Annotated in this window: 8 protein-coding genes; 2 read left to right on the top strand and 6 right to left on the bottom strand. The window is 62.4% G+C overall.

Going from position 1 to position 18,068, the window contains the following annotated elements; genetic code table 11:
• Window positions 1-116: 116 nt before the first annotated feature.
• The 6 genes from QUH67_RS13930 to rplJ all read right to left on the bottom strand — a co-directional run bounded on the left by QUH67_RS13930 (window position 117) and on the right by rplJ (window position 13,449).
• Window positions 117-2,171 carry an FAD-dependent oxidoreductase gene (locus QUH67_RS13930; protein WP_300947263.1) on the bottom strand — a complete coding sequence of 685 codons (2,055 nt, stop codon included), beginning with the start codon at window positions 2,169-2,171 and terminating at the stop codon, window positions 117-119.
• Between the two features lie 249 nt (window positions 2,172-2,420).
• Entirely contained in the window at window positions 2,421-3,515 is a 1,095-nt protein-coding gene (locus QUH67_RS13925; RefSeq protein ID WP_300947262.1) for a helix-turn-helix transcriptional regulator, read from the bottom strand.
• Between the two features lie 148 nt (window positions 3,516-3,663).
• Window positions 3,664-7,866 (bottom strand): DNA-directed RNA polymerase subunit beta', encoded by a 4,203-nt coding sequence (gene rpoC, locus QUH67_RS13920; protein ID WP_300947260.1) that lies wholly within the window; start codon window positions 7,864-7,866, stop codon window positions 3,664-3,666.
• A 151-nt stretch (window positions 7,867-8,017) separates the two neighbouring features.
• Window positions 8,018-12,136, bottom strand: coding sequence for a DNA-directed RNA polymerase subunit beta (rpoB, locus tag QUH67_RS13915; protein WP_300947259.1), 4,119 nt, complete (start codon window positions 12,134-12,136; stop codon window positions 8,018-8,020).
• Window positions 12,137-12,506: 370 nt separating this feature from the next.
• The gene (gene rplL / locus QUH67_RS13910) at window positions 12,507-12,878 is read right to left on the bottom strand and encodes a 50S ribosomal protein L7/L12 (protein ID WP_300947257.1); all 372 of its coding nucleotides are present in this window, start codon (window positions 12,876-12,878) and stop codon (window positions 12,507-12,509) included.
• Between the two features lie 52 nt (window positions 12,879-12,930).
• The gene (rplJ, locus tag QUH67_RS13905; RefSeq protein WP_300947256.1) at window positions 12,931-13,449 is read right to left on the bottom strand and encodes a 50S ribosomal protein L10; all 519 of its coding nucleotides are present in this window, start codon (window positions 13,447-13,449) and stop codon (window positions 12,931-12,933) included.
• Window positions 13,450-14,188: 739 nt separating this feature from the next.
• On the opposite strand from rplJ, the gene QUH67_RS13900 reads away from it, so the two are divergent.
• Together QUH67_RS13900 and QUH67_RS13895 are read left to right on the top strand one after the other, a co-directional pair.
• Window positions 14,189-16,588: a TonB-dependent receptor gene (locus tag QUH67_RS13900; protein ID WP_300947255.1), complete on the top strand. Its 2,400-nt coding sequence runs from the start codon at window positions 14,189-14,191 to the stop codon at window positions 16,586-16,588.
• A gap of 17 nt (window positions 16,589-16,605) precedes the next feature.
• Window positions 16,606-18,033 (top strand): PepSY domain-containing protein, encoded by a 1,428-nt coding sequence (locus tag QUH67_RS13895; RefSeq protein ID WP_320416141.1) that lies wholly within the window; start codon window positions 16,606-16,608, stop codon window positions 18,031-18,033.
• Window positions 18,034-18,068: the final 35 nt, after the last annotated feature.

Here is an 18,068-nt window from a genome sequence, read left to right as displayed (position 1 = left end):
CGGCAGTGGGGCTGCCGCCGCGGATTTTAGGCGATCGGGATCAATTCGGCAAACGTTTGGGCGGCTGGCCCTGATTGTTCAGGGCCGTGCGCGCCTTGAATACAACAGGTCGGACCTCAATCGTCCGTTTCGACCTTGTCAAAGAACGAATAGCGCAGGCTGTCGGCGTCGGCATACCACTGTCCCGGCCCCTTGTTGGCGGCCAGCGTCGCCGCCCACACCGCGTCGGTGCAATCACGGCGGTGCATCGACAGATCAAAACCGTTGCCGAAGAACAGTTCGGACCATTCCCACCAGGTGCCGAGCTTCTTCACGCCCCGCAGCAGGTCGTAACGGTCGATCAGCGCCGGCGCCATGTCCGAGGTGACCGAGCCGAACACCAGCCCGGTCTTCACGACGCGGTTGAGTTCGCGCACCGCGCGCGGCACCTGCTTTTCGGCGACGTGACACAGGCTGGTCTCGAACACGAAATCGAATTCGTCGTCCTTGAACGGCATGTCGACGATGGAGCCGAGCTTGTTGTACTTCTTCAGCGTCTTCGGCGCTTTGGCGTGAATCGCCTTGTTGTTTTCGATGCCCCAGGCGTCGATGCCGCGCTCGCGCAGCGCGCCGACCAGTTCGCCGCTGGCGGAACCGGCCACCAGCATCTTGTAGCCCCTCGCCCGGTTCCAGACGATCTTGATCAGGTTCATCAGATAGGCCGGATCGGTGAATTGACTCCAGACCTCGCTGTAGGGGCCAAGGCCACGGTAGTTCTCGAAATAGCTGCGGTCGATCTTGTCGGACGACGCCTGGCCCGCTTGCGCCTGGGCGCGGCGCAACCGGATCATCTCGGTGAGGATGATATCCGTGGCGGCGTCGGAGGAGTCGAGCAGACCGTTCAGCGTCGAATCGAACAGATAGTCGCCGACCACCACGATCCCGGGATGCTCCTTCGGCTCCGGCCGATGGTTGGTCATGACGTCGCGCACCGGCAGGCCGCCGGGCAGTGCGTTGACCGACGACAGCCAGCGGTGGATCTTGCCTTCCATGAAATGGTCGCGGGCGTTGCCGAACGCAGCCGGCAGCGATTTCAGCGCGGCGTCGATCAGTTCCTGGTCGCTGAGATTGGCAAACGCCAGCGCATCGGAGCCTGCGATCAGCCAGTTGAGCACGCCGTGCTTGCCGACGTCGTGACGGGCGCCCTCGTTGTAGACGCAGCAGCCGCCGAACGCTTCCGACATGAACCAGGCGCCGGGAATCTTGTCACCCCAGAACGGTTCGTCGAACAGGATCGAAACCCGCAGATAATGCGCCGGCCGGTCGAAATAGGCGACGTGCTTGACCATGGACTTGCGCAGTTCCTCGCCGTCCCAGCGCATGGTGGCGAGCCAGGAATGCGGCAGGCACATCAATACGAGGTCGAAATCCCTGACCTCGGGCCCCTTCCCGTTCATCATGTTGAGCTGATAGCGGCCCTGGTCGGTCTTGCCGACCTTGAGCACGCGATGATTGAGCTGTATATCGGCATCGACTTCCGAACGCAGGCACTCGATCAATTGCTCGTTGCCGTTCTGGATCGAATACAGGCCGATATAGCCGTCGATATCCATCACGAAGTTCTTCAGCGCATTCAGCCCGTTGGTGTTGTGGGCCTCGGTCGCGATATCGGAGCGCGCCATCACCTTGAGGAAGCGCTTCGCCGTTGGATCTGAAACTTCCTGGTCGAGCACTTGCTCGCAGGTCATGTAGGCCCAAGGATGCTCGTTGTCGTGCGCGCCGACGCCTTCGTAATATTCGATCGGCGACACCAGGTCGGAACAGCGCTTGCGGAACGCCTCGATCGCGGCTGCGGTCTTCTCACCGTACTTGCGGCGCATGCCCGGCACGTCACCGAGCAGTTCACCGTCGAGATGCACCTGCTCGGCATCCATCGGGATCGTTTGCAGGCCGAAATGCTGGATCAGTTCCCGAAGCGGATCCGGACCCGTCATCGAATAATCGTAGATCTCGGCGACGCCCGCCTCATACAGCGCCGGCGCCGAATCGAATTTGCGAGAGAGGATCTTGCCGCCGACGCGGTCGGATGCCTCGTAGATGGTGACGCGGCAGAGATCGCCGAGTTTTTTCTTCAAATACCAGGCGCTCATCAGCCCGCCAGGGCCGCCGCCTACGATTGCAAGGTCCAACATGTCTTTTCCGTCGCCCCCCGGCCCCCCTGCCTTCGGGAAGCAGCCGGTCTAAACCACATTAGCAAAAGCGCTTTTCACTCTGAAGGAAAGATGAACAAAGCAGGCCCTCGCAACGCAGCAATGAAAGAAAGCAGCAAAATGGCCGCCTTGCGCCGACCCGCTGTCTTCGCACCGTATTCTTGCGGAAGCCTTATGCGGCCACCGTAAGGTTTAAACGAGTCAGTCGCCGCAACCCTTGGGCGCGGTCGCTCAGCCGGGGAACGCCTTGCCAGCCAGCAGGCTGACCAGTTCCTGCTGGCGGGAAAGGCCGGTCTTGGAGAGCACAGCCTTGAGCTGGCTGCGCACCGTCTCCCGGTTGACGCCGGTCGCTTCCGCAAGCGTGTCGACAGTTTCGGCCTGGCCGATGCCCCGCGCCACCCGCGCCTCCGCCGGCGTCAGGTCGAACAGGCCCTGCAGGACCTCCGCGGCCGGCACCGCGGCGCGGTCGACCGGCGTTACCACCAATAGCGCCGAAGCCTGGGTGAAAATGTCGCGAGCCGAACCGCGCACGGGAATGACATGCAGAACCATCGGCACGTGACCCGCGCTGGCGGCAACCGGAATGGATTTCACGGTCCGGCTGTTTGCCAGCGACAGCGAGCCGAGCGCTTCGGCCAGCAACGCGTCCGCCCCACCGTCCATCATGGTCACGCGCTGGGCGCGATCCTGAAACAGCGACGGCATCAGCGCATCGAACAGGCCATTGGCCGCGAGCACCCGCCCGGAGCCGCGCAGCATCGCACCCGGCAGGCCCAGCGCCTGCAACGCATCGACCTGGGCCAATGCCCGCTCGAAGCCCAGGCGGTTCGCCGCCAGCGAAGCCCGCGCCAGATGCGGCCGCAGTCCATCGAGCAGATGGACGATCTCCCGCGGTACCGGGCCGCGATCCTGATGCCGCGGCAGGACGACGGCGATCGAGTCGCCGATCGGCATCGGGATCAGCGTTCCGGCCCGGTAGCCGATGCCGTGCCTGCGGAAAAAGTTGCAATAGACTTCGTCGGTCGCGATCTCCTGCTCCGAGAGCAAGTCGTGGTCGGTGACGAAGCCCGCGTGATTGAGCGCGATGGCGCGCGGCAAAGTCGGATCGCGTTCGCTCCATCTGTCCTGCAGGAAAACCGGCATCAGTTCGTCGTACTCGGCCGAATTGACCGCGCTGGTGTAGCCGTCCCGAACGCCGAACAGAAAGCCGCCGTTGCCGCCGACCGCTGCGCCGAGCTCGCCCAGCAGCGCCGGCCAGAGCGAGGGAATCAGTCCCGCCTCATAGATGCGATCGATCAGGCGCTCGGGATCAAATGATGCGTTCATGGGGAATCGAAAGCACCGTCAGCATGGTCAGCAGCACGCCTCAACTCGGTAGCACGTCCACCCTGATGGGTGAAGCGCGGGACAGCCACCGAAAAAGCAAAAGCCGGCTTCGCAGCCGGCTTTTTCTTTCGATTCGGAAACTGAACCCTTACTCCGCCGGTGGCAGCGCCAGCGGCTCCGCTTCCGGCGCAGTCGGCACGATCGCCGCCGACTGCTTCTCGCGCTCGTCGAGGATCATCTTGTCGCGCTTGACCGCGACTTCGCGGATCTTGGCCATCGATGCGCCGGTGCCTGCCGGGATCAGCCGGCCGACAATGACGTTCTCCTTGAGGCCTTCCAGCGGGTCCACCTTGCCGTTGACAGCGGCTTCGGTGAGCACGCGGGTCGTCTCCTGGAACGAGGCCGCCGAGAAGAACGAGCGGGTCTGCAGGCTCGCCTTGGTGATGCCGAGCAGAACCGGCGTTCCCGTGGCGGGCTTCTTGCCCTCTTCCTTGGCCTTCACGTTGAGCGCGTCGAACTCGATCTTGTCGACCTGCTCGCCCGAGATCATGTCGGTGTCGCCCTGGTCGGTGACTTCGACCTTCTGCAGCATCTGACGGACAATCACCTCGATGTGCTTGTCGTTGATGAGCACGCCCTGCAGCCGGTAGACTTCCTGGATTTCGTTGACCAGATAGGCAGCGAGTTCCTCGATGCCCTTGATCGCCAGGATGTCGTGCGGCGCCGGATTGCCTTCGACGATGAAATCGCCCTTTTCGACGATGTCGCCGTCCTGCAGATGGATGTGCTTGCCCTTGGGGATCAGGTACTCCCTGGTCTCTTCGGTCTTGTCCATCGGCTCGATCGAGATGCGGCGCTTGTTCTTGTAGTCGCGGCCGAAGCGGATGGTGCCCGCGATTTCCGCGATGATCGCCGCGTCCTTTGGCTTACGGGCCTCGAACAGCTCGGCCACCCGCGGCAGACCGCCGGTGATGTCGCGGGTCTTGGCGCTCTCGGTCGAGATACGCGCCAGGATGTCGCCGGCCTTGACCTTGGCGCCGACGTCGACCGACAGAATGCCGTCGACCGACAGCATGTAGCGGGCATCGCCGCCACGTGCCAGCTTCAGCACCTTGCCGTCCTTGCCCTTGACGACGATCGCCGGGCGCAGATCCGCTCCGCCCCGCGACGCGCGCCAGTCGATGACGACGCGCTTGGCGATACCGGTGGATTCGTCCAGCGTTTCCGAGATCGACTGGCCTTCGACCAGGTCCTCGAACCCGATGGTGCCTTCGACTTCGGTGAGCACCGGACGGCTGTACGGATCCCATTCCGCGATGCGTTGGCCACGCTTGACCGCATCGCCCTCGTCGACGTGCATGCGCGCGCCGTACTGAATGCGGTGGGTCGCACGCTCGGTTCCGTCGGCATCGACGATCGCAACGACCATGTTGCGGACCATCGCGACCAGGAAGCCTTCGCTGTTGCGGGCGATGGCCTTGTTCCTGATCGTCACCTTGCCGTCGAAATTCGACTCGACGAACGACTGCTCGTTGATCTGCGCCGCGCCGCCGATGTGGAACGTACGCATCGTCAGCTGCGTGCCGGGTTCACCGATCGACTGGGCGGCGATGACGCCGACCGCCTCGCCGTGGTTGACCGGCGTGCCGCGGGCCAGATCGCGGCCGTAGCACTTGCCGCAGATGCCGTTGACCAGTTCGCAGGTCAGCGCCGAGCGGATCTTCACCTCCTGGATGCCGGCCTGCTGGATGGCGTCGACATGCGCCTCTTCCATCAGCGTGCCGCGCTTGACCACGACCTTGTTGGTCGCGGGATCGCGCAGGTCCTCGCCCGTGGTGCGGCCGAGGATACGCGACGCCAGCGATGCGACGACCGTGCCGGCATCGACGATGGCGCGCATCTTGATGCCGAGCTTGGTGCCGCAATCGTCCTGCGTGATGATGCAGTCCTGCGCCACGTCGACCAGACGGCGGGTCAGGTAACCGGAGTTCGCGGTCTTCAACGCGGTGTCCGCGAGACCCTTGCGGGCGCCGTGGGTCGAGTTGAAGTATTCGAGCACCGACAGACCTTCCTTGAAGTTGGAAATGATCGGCGTTTCGATGATCTCGCCCGACGGCTTGGCCATCAGGCCGCGCATGCCGGCGAGCTGACGCATCTGGGCCGGCGAACCGCGCGCGCCCGAATGCGCCATCATGTAGATCGAGTTGATGTCGGCATCCGCACCCTGGGCATTCTTCTTGGTGACGGAAATCTCCTTCATCATCGCTTTCGCGATCTCTTCGCTGGCCTTCGACCAGGCGTCGACCACCTTGTTGTACTTCTCGCCATGGGTGATCAGGCCGTCATTGTACTGCTGCTCGAAATCCTTCGCCAGCGTACGGGTGGTCTCGACGATCTTCCACTTCGAGTGCGGGACCACCATGTCGTCCTTGCCGAACGAGATGCCGGCCTTGAACGCGTTGTAGAAGCCGAGCGCCATGATGCGGTCGCAGAAGATCACAGTCTCCTTCTGACCGCAGTGACGGTAGACCTGGTCGATCACGCCGGAGATTTCGCGCTTCGTCATCAGCTTGTTGATGATGTCGTACGAAATCCGCTGGTTCTTCGGCAGCAGCGTGCCGAGCATGACGCGGCCCGCGGTGGTCTCGATCCAGCGCTTGGTGATGTTGCCTTCCTCGTCGATGCCCTCCCACCGGTACTTGATCTTGGTGTGGAGGTGGATGACCTTCGAGTGCAGCGCATGCTCGAGCTCGGCCATGTCGCCGAAGATCTTGCCCTCGCCGGGCAGGCCTTCGCGCATGATCGACACGTAATAGAGGCCGAGCACGATGTCCTGCGACGGCACGATGATCGGCTGGCCGTTCGCGGGATGTAGGATGTTGTTGGTCGACATCATCAGCACGCGCGCTTCGAGCTGCGCTTCCAGCGACAGCGGAACGTGCACGGCCATCTGGTCGCCGTCGAAGTCGGCGTTGAACGCGGCGCAAACCAGCGGATGGAGCTGGATCGCCTTGCCCTCGATCAGGACCGGCTCGAACGCCTGGATGCCGAGGCGATGCAGCGTCGGCGCGCGGTTGAGCAGCACCGGATGCTCGCGGATCACCTCGTCGAGGATATCCCAGACCTCGGGACGCTCCTTCTCGACCAGCTTCTTCGCCTGCTTCACGGTGGTGGACAGGCCCTTGGCGTCGAGCCGCGAGTAGATGAACGGCTTGAACAGTTCGAGCGCCATCTTCTTCGGCAGGCCGCACTGATGCAGGCGCAGTTCGGGACCGACCACGATCACCGAGCGGCCCGAATAGTCGACGCGCTTGCCGAGCAGGTTCTGCCGGAAGCGGCCCTGCTTGCCCTTGAGCATGTCGGCCAGCGACTTCAACGGACGCTTGTTGGCGCCGGTGATGACGCGACCACGGCGGCCGTTGTCGAACAGCGCGTCGACGGCCTCCTGCAGCATGCGCTTTTCGTTGCGGATGATGATGTCGGGCGCGCGCAGCTCCATCAGCCGCTTCAGGCGGTTGTTGCGGTTGATGACGCGGCGGTAGAGGTCGTTGAGGTCGGACGTCGCGAAACGGCCGCCGTCGAGCGGCACCAGCGGACGCAGGTCCGGCGGAATCACCGGCACCACGGTCAGGATCATCCACTCCGGCTTGTTGCCGGAATAGCGGAAGGCCTCGACGATCTTCAGCCGCTTGGCGAGCTTCTTGTGCTTGATGTCAGACTCGGTCTCCTGCATTTCCGCGCGCAGGGTCTGCTCGAGCTTTTCAAGCTCCAGCCCCTTGAGCAGCTCGCGGATCGCCTCGGCGCCGATCATGGCGGTGAACGAATCCTGGCCGTATTCGTCCTGCGCCTTCAGGTACTCGTCTTCCGACAGCAGCTGACGGTCCTTGAGCGCGGTCAGGCCGGGCTCCAGCACGACGTAATATTCAAAGTACAGGATCCGCTCGAGATCCTTCAGCGTCATGTCGAGCAGCAGGCCGATGCGCGACGGCAGCGACTTCAAAAACCAGATATGGGCAACGGGCGCGGCCAGTTCGATATGGCCCATGCGCTCGCGACGGACGCGCGACAGCGTCACCTCGACCGAGCACTTTTCGCAGATGATGCCCTTGTACTTCATCCGCTTGTACTTGCCGCACAGGCACTCGTAGTCCTTGATCGGCCCGAAGATGCGGGCGCAGAACAGGCCGTCGCGCTCCGGCTTGAAGGTGCGGTAGTTGATGGTCTCCGGCTTCTTGATCTCACCGTAGGACCACGACAGAATCTTCTCCGGAGACGCAATCGAGATCCGGATCTGGTCGAAGACCTGGGCCGGGGTCGTCGGATTGAAGAGATTCATAATTTCTTGGTTCATCGTCTTCTCCTCGCGTGCCGATCGTCACCGGCAGCAATTTCGAAACTCTTTTTAGCGCGCGCCCCGCTCAACGTCCGAGCGGAGCGCGAATGCCCGGCCGATCCGCGCGAAGGTTCGCTTCGCGCTTCGGCCGGACATGCAATCTCAAGCGTTACTCAGCCGCCTCGGACGTCGGCGCCGGACCCACCTTGGAATTGTGCAGGTCGACGTTGAGGCCGAGCGAGCGCATTTCCTTGACCAGCACGTTGAACGATTCCGGGATACCCGCCTCGAACGTGTCGTCGCCGCGCACGATCGCCTCGTACACCTTGGTACGGCCGGCGACGTCGTCCGACTTCACGGTCAGCATTTCCTGCAGCGTGTAGGCTGCACCGTAGGCTTCCAGCGCCCACACCTCCATTTCGCCGAAACGCTGACCGCCGAACTGCGCCTTGCCGCCCAGCGGCTGCTGGGTGACGAGCGAGTACGGACCGATCGAACGCGCATGGATCTTGTCGTCGACCAGATGGTGCAGCTTCAGCATGTAGATGTAGCCCACCGTCACCTTGCGGTCGAAGGCATCGCCGGTGCGGCCGTCATAGACGGTCGACTGGCCGGAGGCGTCGAAGCCCGCGAGCTTCAGCATCTCCTCGATGTCGGCTTCCTTGGCGCCGTCGAACACCGGCGTCGCGATCGGCACGCCGTGGCTTAGATTCTTGCCAAGCTCCATCAGTTCGGTGTCGTTCAGCGTCTTGATGGTTTCATCGTCGCCATAGATCTTCTTCAGGGTCTCGCGCAGCGGCTTGAGATCCTGCTTCTGATAATAGGCGTCGATGGTCTGGCCGATGCGCTTGCCGAGGCCCGCGCAGGCCCAACCGAGATGCGTCTCCAGAATCTGGCCGACGTTCATGCGCGAGGGCACGCCGAGCGGATTGAGCACGATGTCGGCATGCGTGCCGTCCTCGAGGAACGGCATGTCCTCGATCGGAACGATCTTGGACACCACGCCCTTGTTGCCGTGACGGCCGGCCATCTTGTCGCCGGGCTGGATCTTGCGCTTCACCGCGACGAAGACCTTGACCATCTTCATCACGCCGGGCGGCAGTTCGTCGCCACGCTGCAGCTTTTCGACCTTGTCGAGGAAGCGCTGTTCTAGGCCCTTCTTCGATTCGTCGTACTGCTTCCGCATCGCCTCGATTTCGCTCATCAGCTTGTCGTTCGGCGAGGCGAACATCCACCACTGCGACTTCGGATACTCCTCGAGCACGGCGCGCGTGATCTTGGTGTCCTTCTTGAAGCCCTTGGGACCGGCGATGCCCTGGCGGTTTTCCAGAAGCTCCGCGAGGCGGCCGTAGACGTTGCGGTCCAGAATCGCCTGTTCGTCGTCGCGGTCCTTGGCCAGACGTTCGATCTCTTCCCGCTCGATCGCCAGCGCACGCTCGTCCTTGTCGACGCCGTGCCGGTTGAACACGCGCACTTCCACGATGGTGCCCTGCACGCCCGGGGGCACGCGGAGCGAAGTATCGCGGACGTCGGAAGCCTTTTCGCCGAAGATAGCGCGCAGCAGCTTTTCTTCCGGCGTCATCGGGCTTTCGCCCTTTGGCGTGATCTTGCCGACCAGGATGTCGCCGGCGCGCACTTCCGCGCCGATATAGACGATGCCGGCTTCATCGAGGTTCTTCAGCGCTTCTTCCGAGACGTTCGGAATGTCGCGGGTGATTTCCTCAGGGCCGAGCTTGGTGTCGCGGGCCATCACCTCGAATTCCTCGATGTGGATCGAGGTGAAGACGTCGTCCTTCACGATCCGCTCCGAGAGCAGGATCGAGTCTTCGAAGTTGTAGCCGTTCCACGGCATGAACGCGACCAGCACGTTGCGGCCGAGCGCGAGCTCGCCGAGATCGGTCGACGGACCGTCGGCGATGATGTCGCCCTTGCGGACGACGTCGCCGACCTTCACCAGCGGACGCTGGTTGATGCAGGTCGACTGGTTGGAGCGCTGGTACTTCATCAGCCGGTAGATATCGACGCCGGACTTGGTCGGATCGAGATCTTCGGTGGCGCGGATCACGACGCGGGTGGCGTCGATCTGGTCGATCACGCCCGAACGCCGGGCGGCGATCGCAGCCCCCGAGTCGCGGGCGACCACGCCTTCCATGCCGGTGCCGACGAACGGCGCCTCGGCGCGAACCAGCGGCACCGCCTGGCGCTGCATGTTCGAGCCCATCAGCGCGCGGTTGGCGTCGTCGTTCTCGAGGAACGGGATCAGCGCCGCGGCGACCGAAACCAGCTGCTTCGGCGACACGTCCATGTAGTCGACCTTGTCGGGCGTGATCGGCAGCACTTCGCCGGCGTGGCGGCAGATGATCAGGTCCTCAGTGAAGCGGCCCTTGGCATCGAGCGGCACGTTGGCCTGCGCCACGCGATAACGGCCCTCCTCCATCGCCGAGAGATACACGACCTCCTCGGTGACGCGGCCGTCCTTGACCTTGCGGTAGGGCGTCTCGACGAAGCCGTACTTGTTGACGCGCGCGAACGTCGCCAGCGAGTTGATCAGGCCGATGTTCGGACCTTCCGGCGTTTCGATCGGGCAGATGCGGCCGTAATGCGTCGGATGCACGTCGCGGACTTCGAAGCCGGCGCGCTCGCGGGTCAGACCGCCCGGTCCAAGCGCCGAGAGACGGCGCTTGTGGGTGATCTCGCTGAGCGGGTTGGTCTGGTCCATGAACTGCGAGAGCTGCGAGGAGCCGAAGAATTCACGCACCGCTGCCGCGGCAGGCTTCGCGTTGATCAGGTCCTGCGGCATCACGGTGTCGATGTCGACCGAGGACATGCGCTCCTTGATCGCGCGCTCCATGCGCAACAGGCCGATGCGGTACTGGTTCTCCATCAGTTCGCCGACCGAACGGACACGGCGGTTACCGAGATGGTCGATGTCGTCGATCTCGCCCTTGCCGTCGCGCAGGTCGACCAGCGTCTTGATGACGGCCAGGATGTCTTCCTTGCGCAGCGTGCGGTGGGTATCGGGCGCATCGAGTTCGAGGCGCATGTTCATCTTGACGCGGCCGACCGCGGACAGGTCGTAGCGCTCCGAGTCGAAGAACAGCGACTGGAACATGGTCTGCGCCGAATCGACGGTCGGCGGCTCGCCCGGACGCATCACGCGGTAGATGTCGAACAGCGCGTCTTCACGCGTCATGTTCTTGTCGGCATGCAGCGTGTTGCGGATGTAGGCGCCGACATTGACGTGGTCGATGTCGAGCAGCGGCAGCTCCTTGTAGCCCTGCTCGTTGAGCGCCTTCAGCGACTTCTCGGTGAGCTCCTCGCCGGCTTCGGCGTAGATTTCACCGGTCTTCGGATTGACGAGATCCTCGGCAAGGTAGTTGCCGATCAGCTCCTCGTCCGAGAGGCGCAGCGCCTTGAGGCCCTTTTCCTGCAGCTGGCGCGCGGCGCGCACCGTCAGCTTCTTGCCGGCCTCGAGCACGACCTTGCCGGTATCGGCGTCGATCAGGTCGTTGATGGTCGAATAGCCGCGGAAACGGGCGGCGTCGAACGGCACGCGCCAGCCTTCCTTGGCGCGCTTGAAGCTGATCTTCTTGTAGAAGGTGGACAGGATCGTCTCGCCGTCGAGACCGAGCGCGTACATCAGCGAGGTCACGGGGATCTTGCGGCGGCGGTCGATACGCGCGAACACGATGTCCTTGGCGTCGAACTCGATGTCGAGCCAGGAACCGCGATACGGAATCACGCGCGCGGCAAACAACAGCTTGCCGGACGAATGGGTCTTGCCCTTGTCGTGGTCGAAGAACACGCCGGGCGAACGGTGCATCTGCGAGACGATGACGCGCTCGGTGCCGTTGACGACGAAGGTGCCGTTCATGGTCATGAGCGGGATGTCGCCCATGTAGACGTCCTGCTCCTTGATGTCCTTGACCGACTTGGCGCCGGTTTCCTCATCGATATCGAACACGATCAGGCGCAGCGTCACCTTCAGCGGCGCAGCATAGGTCATGCCGCGCTGGCGGCACTCGTCGACGTCGTATTTCGGCGGCTCGAATTCGTAGCGGACGAATTCCAGCATCGAGGTGCCCGAGAAATCCGAGATCGGGAACACCGAGCGGAACACCGCCTGCAGTCCTTCGTCCAGCCGGCCGCCCTGCGGCTCCTCAACCATCAGGAACTGGTCGTACGACGCCTTCTGAACCTCGATGAGGTTCGGCATCTCGGCGACTTCCTTGATGTGTCCGAAAAACTTTCGAACGCGTTTGCGACCGGTGAATGTCTGCTGCGCCATCGTGGCCTCTCATTTTCGTCGCCCTTGTGGGCGAACCTTCCGAAGCGCGGCTGCCGCCGCCCCCGGGTTGAATTTCGAATCGCTCGAAAGGAACAAAGCTTGGTTTCAGGAATTAAGTCCCAAACCCGAGCTCCAGGCCTTCAAAACGCAAAACGACGCGCGGGGCGCTTGACTGCACCCGCCCGTCTCAACTCACTGCTTCACGGACTGAAAAAGCCCGAAATCTGCTGTCTCCCAACGGCTTACGCCGGGAACCCTGCCGTTCCCATTCGCCTACCGCGTTTTCCTGCTGCCGTCCCGATATGGGGCGGAAACGTGGAGATTCGAGGGGCTAACCCCGCGAATCCCCACACTTTTCTGTGTAGTACGCTTACTTCAATTCGATCTTGGCGCCAGCCTTTTCGAGCTGAGCCTTGAGCTTGTCGGCCTCTTCCTTGTTCACGCCTTCCTTGACAGGCTTGGGCGCGCCTTCGACGAGGTCCTTGGCTTCCTTGAGGCCCAGGCCGGTGATGGCGCGGACTTCCTTGATGACTTCGATCTTCTTGTCGCCGGCGGCGGCCAGAACGACCGTGAACTCGGTCTTCTCTTCGGCCGGAGCCGCGGCGGCGGCGGCGGGACCGGCGACCGCAACGGCGGCAGCGGCGGAAACGCCCCACTTTTCTTCCAGGAGCTTGGCGAGTTCGGCCGCTTCGAGCACGGTCAGGCTCGAGAGGTCGTCGACGATTTTCTGTAGGTCAGCCATTGATCAGTTTCCTTAAACGTATTGGTTCGAACCAGGTTGATGTTGCGAAGGGTCAGGCCGCTTCGCTCTTTGAGGCATAGGCCTGGACGACGCGCGCGAGCTTGGCCGCGGGCGCAGTCGAGAGCTGAGCGATCTTGGTCGCCGGCGCCACCAGGAGGCCGACAATCTTGCCGCGCAGCTCGTCCAGCGACGGCAGCGAGGCAAGAGCCTTCACGCCGTTCACATCCAGGACGGTTTTACCCATCGAGCCGCCGAGAATGACGAACTTCTCGTTCGCCTTGGCGAATTCGATGGCAACCTTCGGCGCCGCTACCGGATCGTCCGACGTGGCGATCACGGTCGGCCCCTTCAACAGGGAACCGATGGCAACGACATCCGTGCCTTCAAGAGCAATTTTGGCGAGACGGTTCTTCGAGACCTTCACCGACGCGCCCGCCTGCTTCATCTGCATGCGCAGCTTCTGCATCTGGGCCACGGTGAGGCCGGAATAGTGGGCGACGACTGCGACGCTGGTGGTCTTGAAGACCCCGTTCAGCGCTTCAACCGCGTCCTTTTTTGCCGCTCTTTCCACAGCAAGCTCTCTCCGGTTGGCGGCCTTCGCTTTAGCAGCGGGACCGCCGGGTTACACCCATCGCCCCGCCCAAAACCTGACCTCTGGACACCAGTCCCAAGGACACGTCGGGCAAGACGATATTGATAGCCTGCCCTCCCGAACCAGATGGCGCGGGGTGTCGAGGTTCGAACCAAATCAGCCATGGCGCCGCGACAAAGCGGCGTTGAAGCGAAATCCGGTCTTCACCCGTCTATGCAGGCTGTAAGATTAAGCTGTTGAGGAAACTTGCGTTTCTTCGCGAGCGCCTGCAGTCTCGGACAGGATCGAGGCCGTCCGGCAAGCCGGGGCCCCTGCCGCAATCCACCGAACCGATGGGTCTTCCTTCCTTTCGAGCAATCCATGCGGATGTCCTGAAAGGAATGATCTCCTACCGTATCGGGTTTTCGGAATGCGAGCACGGACGTGCCAGCAACCGCCAGCACGCCCGGAGGCGGTTCTTTAACGAGTCTTGTCCGGCTTGCCAAGAGCAAAAATCAGACCAGATGGCTACCCCGCCCAGCGCTCGCGCAAAACTGGTTCGTTACCGCCTCACCACCATGGCTTCCTTGTACGCCCTCTCCGCGCCGGCCAATCACCACGAGCGCGTGTCCGGGACAGGTCACAGCGACGGTCCACCAGCAGTCCCTCGGCTTGACGAGTGTAATGTTATAACATTACATCTCTATACAAACCTTGCGGGGCGCGAGGTGGTTTGCAGATGGGGCTCAGCGTGCGTCTTCAATTGGGTTCGGTTTCTCTGTCAGCTCTGCTGATAGCGACAGATGTTCTTGGTTTTGGTTTGGTCGACGCGCAGGCTCAGTCGCCTTCGTCATCATCCCTGTCAGCAAATTCGTTGCCCCCGGTAACCGTTGACGCACCGCAGCGGCAATCGATGGTGGGACAAACGAGGCCGTCGAATTCGCAAAGAGGCCGCAACGCCCGGACCAACAGAAATCCGCGCCCCTCGACCACGGCCGAAGCGTCCCCGCAGTCGCAAGGGCAACAGCAAATGCCGGCGACGCCGCTCAACACCAATGTGGTGACGCCCGGCGCGAGCCGCCTGGGGCTGACCCCGCGGGAGACTCCCGCGGCCGTCGAAGTGGTCGGTGCGGACACGATCCGGGAGCAAGGCTACCACACGACGATCGATACGGTGAAAGGCGCCACAGGCGTCACGGCCGGAGACGCGCCGAACGACGTGTCGTTCGCCATGCGCGGCTTCCAGGGCAGCCAGGTCAACGTGACCTATAACGGCATCAATACCGGCCCCACGGCCTTCACCGCGCTGACCATGGAGACGTTCAATCTCGATCGGGTTGAGTTCCTCAAGGGTCCGTCCTCGCTGATGTCGGGACAGGGTGCGGTTGGCGGCGCCGTCAACTACGTCACCAAGGCGCCCCATGCCGGTCCGATCACGAATGAAGCATTCGTCGGCTTCGATTCGCTCGGCAGCATCCGAACTGGATACGGCTCCGGAGGCAGCACCAACATCCGGGGACTCGACTATCGGTTCGACATCAGCGGGGCCAAGCAGAACGGCTTCATCGACGACACCTACACGAGGAACCTGCACTTCTCCGGGCAACTGGACTATCGCCTGACGGAGGCGTTCAAGGTTTTCGTCGCGACCGAATACAAGGACTACAACGCGCGAGTCTACGAAGGCACGCCGCTGGTCCCGATCGCTTTCAGCGGCCCTTTTGCGACCACGGGCATCGTATCCGGAACAAAAGTGTCTGATTACAACGGCACCAATCTAGGCGCCGTCACCATCGACGGCCGTACCCTGAAAACGAACTACAACGTGCTCGACAACCACAAGACCATCAAGGAGTCATGGGCGCGTGGCGGGTTCGAGTGGAATCTGACCAACGACGTCACGTTGATAAGTCAGGTCTACAACTACAATGCCAGCCGGGACTGGTACAACAACGAGGTCAGCGCCTTCAACGCCGCCAGCAATCTGGTCGACCGTGAACGGTTCTTCGTCCACCACAATCAGAACCTGGTCGGCAGTAATACGGATATCACGTGGAATTCCAATATACTGGGAATGGAAAACCGTCTGGTGACGGCGCTCGAGTTCTATCACCTGGATTTTACGCGACCAGGCGCGGCGAACTTTCCGGGCGATCAGGTCCCGCTGGTTGATCCCTCCCGTGGATACTACGGCCAGCTGACGACGCAACGACAGACCGCGACCATCGATAGCGTGGCTTTCAATCTCGAGGACCGCCTGAAGATTACGCCGACCTTCGCGCTGATCGGCGGTCTCCGCTTCAACCCTTTTTCGCTCGAAAGAACTTCGACAAACGTCGCGGGTGTGAGCAAGGTCGGGTTCCCGTACACCGTAAACTTTCAGCCAGTCACCGGTCGTATCGGCTACACTTGGGAAGCCATTCCGGGAATGACATTCTACAGCCAGTATGCAACCGCCAGCGACGTGTCGGCCGGCATGATTTTCTTGCTGAGCCCGACGCAGCCGCTTTCGTTATCGCCCGCCCGTAGCTACGAGACCGGCATCAAGAACCTGTTGTGGAACGGTAAGGCCGAATGGACTTTCTCGGCCTTCGATATCGAACGCAGCAACGTGTACACGGCACAAGCCGGGCAACTCCTCAACCTCGCCGGCAAGGTAAAGTCGCAGGGCGTTGAATTCGCAGCAGCGGTGCGCCCGATACCGGAGGTCAAGCTCTGGGGCAACGTCACCTACCTTCACACGCGCTATGCCGACTATGATTTCGCCGGTGGCTCGTTCTCCGGCAATACGCCGCCGAACATACCCGCGGTCGTCGTGAACGGCGGAGGCTCGTATCGTTTTCTCAACCCCGGCTGGCTCCCGGTCGAACTGGGTGTATCGGTCCGCCATGTCGGCGATCGCTACACCACCGATGCCAACACGGTCACCATGCGCGCCTACACAACGGTGGACGCTTTTGCGTTCATCGACATCCCCAAGTCACCGACGTTCCCGACCTTCAACAACACGCGCGTCGCCTTCCGGGTGCGTAACCTCACTGATACCAAATATGCGGCATGGGGCGACCCCTTCTATCCAGATCAGGTTTTCCTCGGCGCGCCGCGGACCTACGAGCTGGAGGCTTCATTCAAGTTTTGAGAAGAGGTCCGCGCCTGTTGCGTGCCCTGATTCTGGTCCATCGCTGGCTGAGTATTCCGGTCTGCCTCTTGTTCGCGATGTGGTTTGCATCCGGCATCGTGATGCACTTTGTGCCGTTTCCGGCACTTACCGAAGCCGAGCGCTTCGAAGGATTGCCGATCATCGACGTTTCCAAGGTGAGGCACAGTCCGGCCGAAGCTGTCGCGGCGAGCATGCTCAAGGGCGTCACGCGGGTACGTCTGTGGCAGCGCAGCGACGGTCCCGTGTACCTGGTGTCGGCTGCGTCCGGGACAAAGGCGCTGCATGCTGACGATTTGCGCGCGGCCGATATTGGCACCGACCAGGTGGCACTCGCCATCGCGACCGAGCATGCGCGCTTGCGCGGCCTGAATCCTGCCGCGGTTTCCCTTGTGGATCTGGCGGATCATGATCAATGGACGGTCCCGAACGGCCTCGACCGGCATCGACCTCTCTATCGCATCGCTCTGAACGATCATGCCGGTACGGAGCTGTATGTCTCTTCACGCACCGGCGAGGTCGCGAGAGACACGACGTACCGTGAGCGCGCATGGAACTACGTTGGAAGCGTCGCGCATTGGATTTACCCAACCGCGCTGCGCAAGAACTGGATGGCCTGGCACGTTGCGGTCTGGTGGTTGTCCCTCGCCGCTGTCATCGTGGCATTGTCCGGTCTGATCGTAGGCCTGCTTCGCTTCAGGCGCATGCGGGGCCGAATCGTGTCTCCTTTTCGAAAATGGCATGCCTGGCATCACTGGTTTGGATTGGCGTGCGCAGCATTCGTCACAACCTGGATTGTCAGCGGCTGGCTATCGATGGACCATGGCCGCCTCTTCTCCACCGGTGCGCTCACGAGGTCCGAGGCAGACCGGATCGCCGGCATGCCGGCATGGGGCGAATTGACGTCGAGGGCATCCGAAGCCGTTTCGCCGGCCGCCCGCGAGATCGAGTGGTTCGCTTTCGGCGGTCGCATCTTTCAACGTCGTCGAACGGGCGTTGATGCGCAGCAGCTTTCGGTCGTCGTTCCAGGACCTGCCGCTCCTTTTTCGTCGTTCTTGCAAGCCGATCAGGTCAACGCCGTCATCTCCCGCGCCGTCGGCGGCTGCTCAAGCACCGAGGTTGTCGCGCGAGATGACAAATACCTCACTGCATCCGAAATTGCGTCCGCGCCCGTATATCGCTCCATCTGCGGGGACGTGTGGTACCAGATCGACGGGGCGAACGGCGCCAATCTGGAAAAGCTTGACGCGCAGCGTCGAACCTATCGCTGGCTGTACCGCGCGCTGCACACGTTCGATCTTCCCGCCTTGATGGCGCGCCCAAGCTTACGAACGGCGGTCATTGTTCTTCTTTGCGGGTTCGGGGTTGCGTTCAGCATCACCGGAATCGTGATCGCCTGGCGGCGGCTAAGACTCGCATTTCGTTGACCGTACTGGATTGGCCACCTGCCCGAGCAAGGCGG

Source organism: Bradyrhizobium roseum (assembly GCF_030413175.1).
GTDB classification, from domain to species: Bacteria; Pseudomonadota; Alphaproteobacteria; order Rhizobiales; family Xanthobacteraceae; genus Bradyrhizobium; species Bradyrhizobium roseum.
This window is presented reverse-complemented; position numbering and strand designations above follow the sequence as displayed.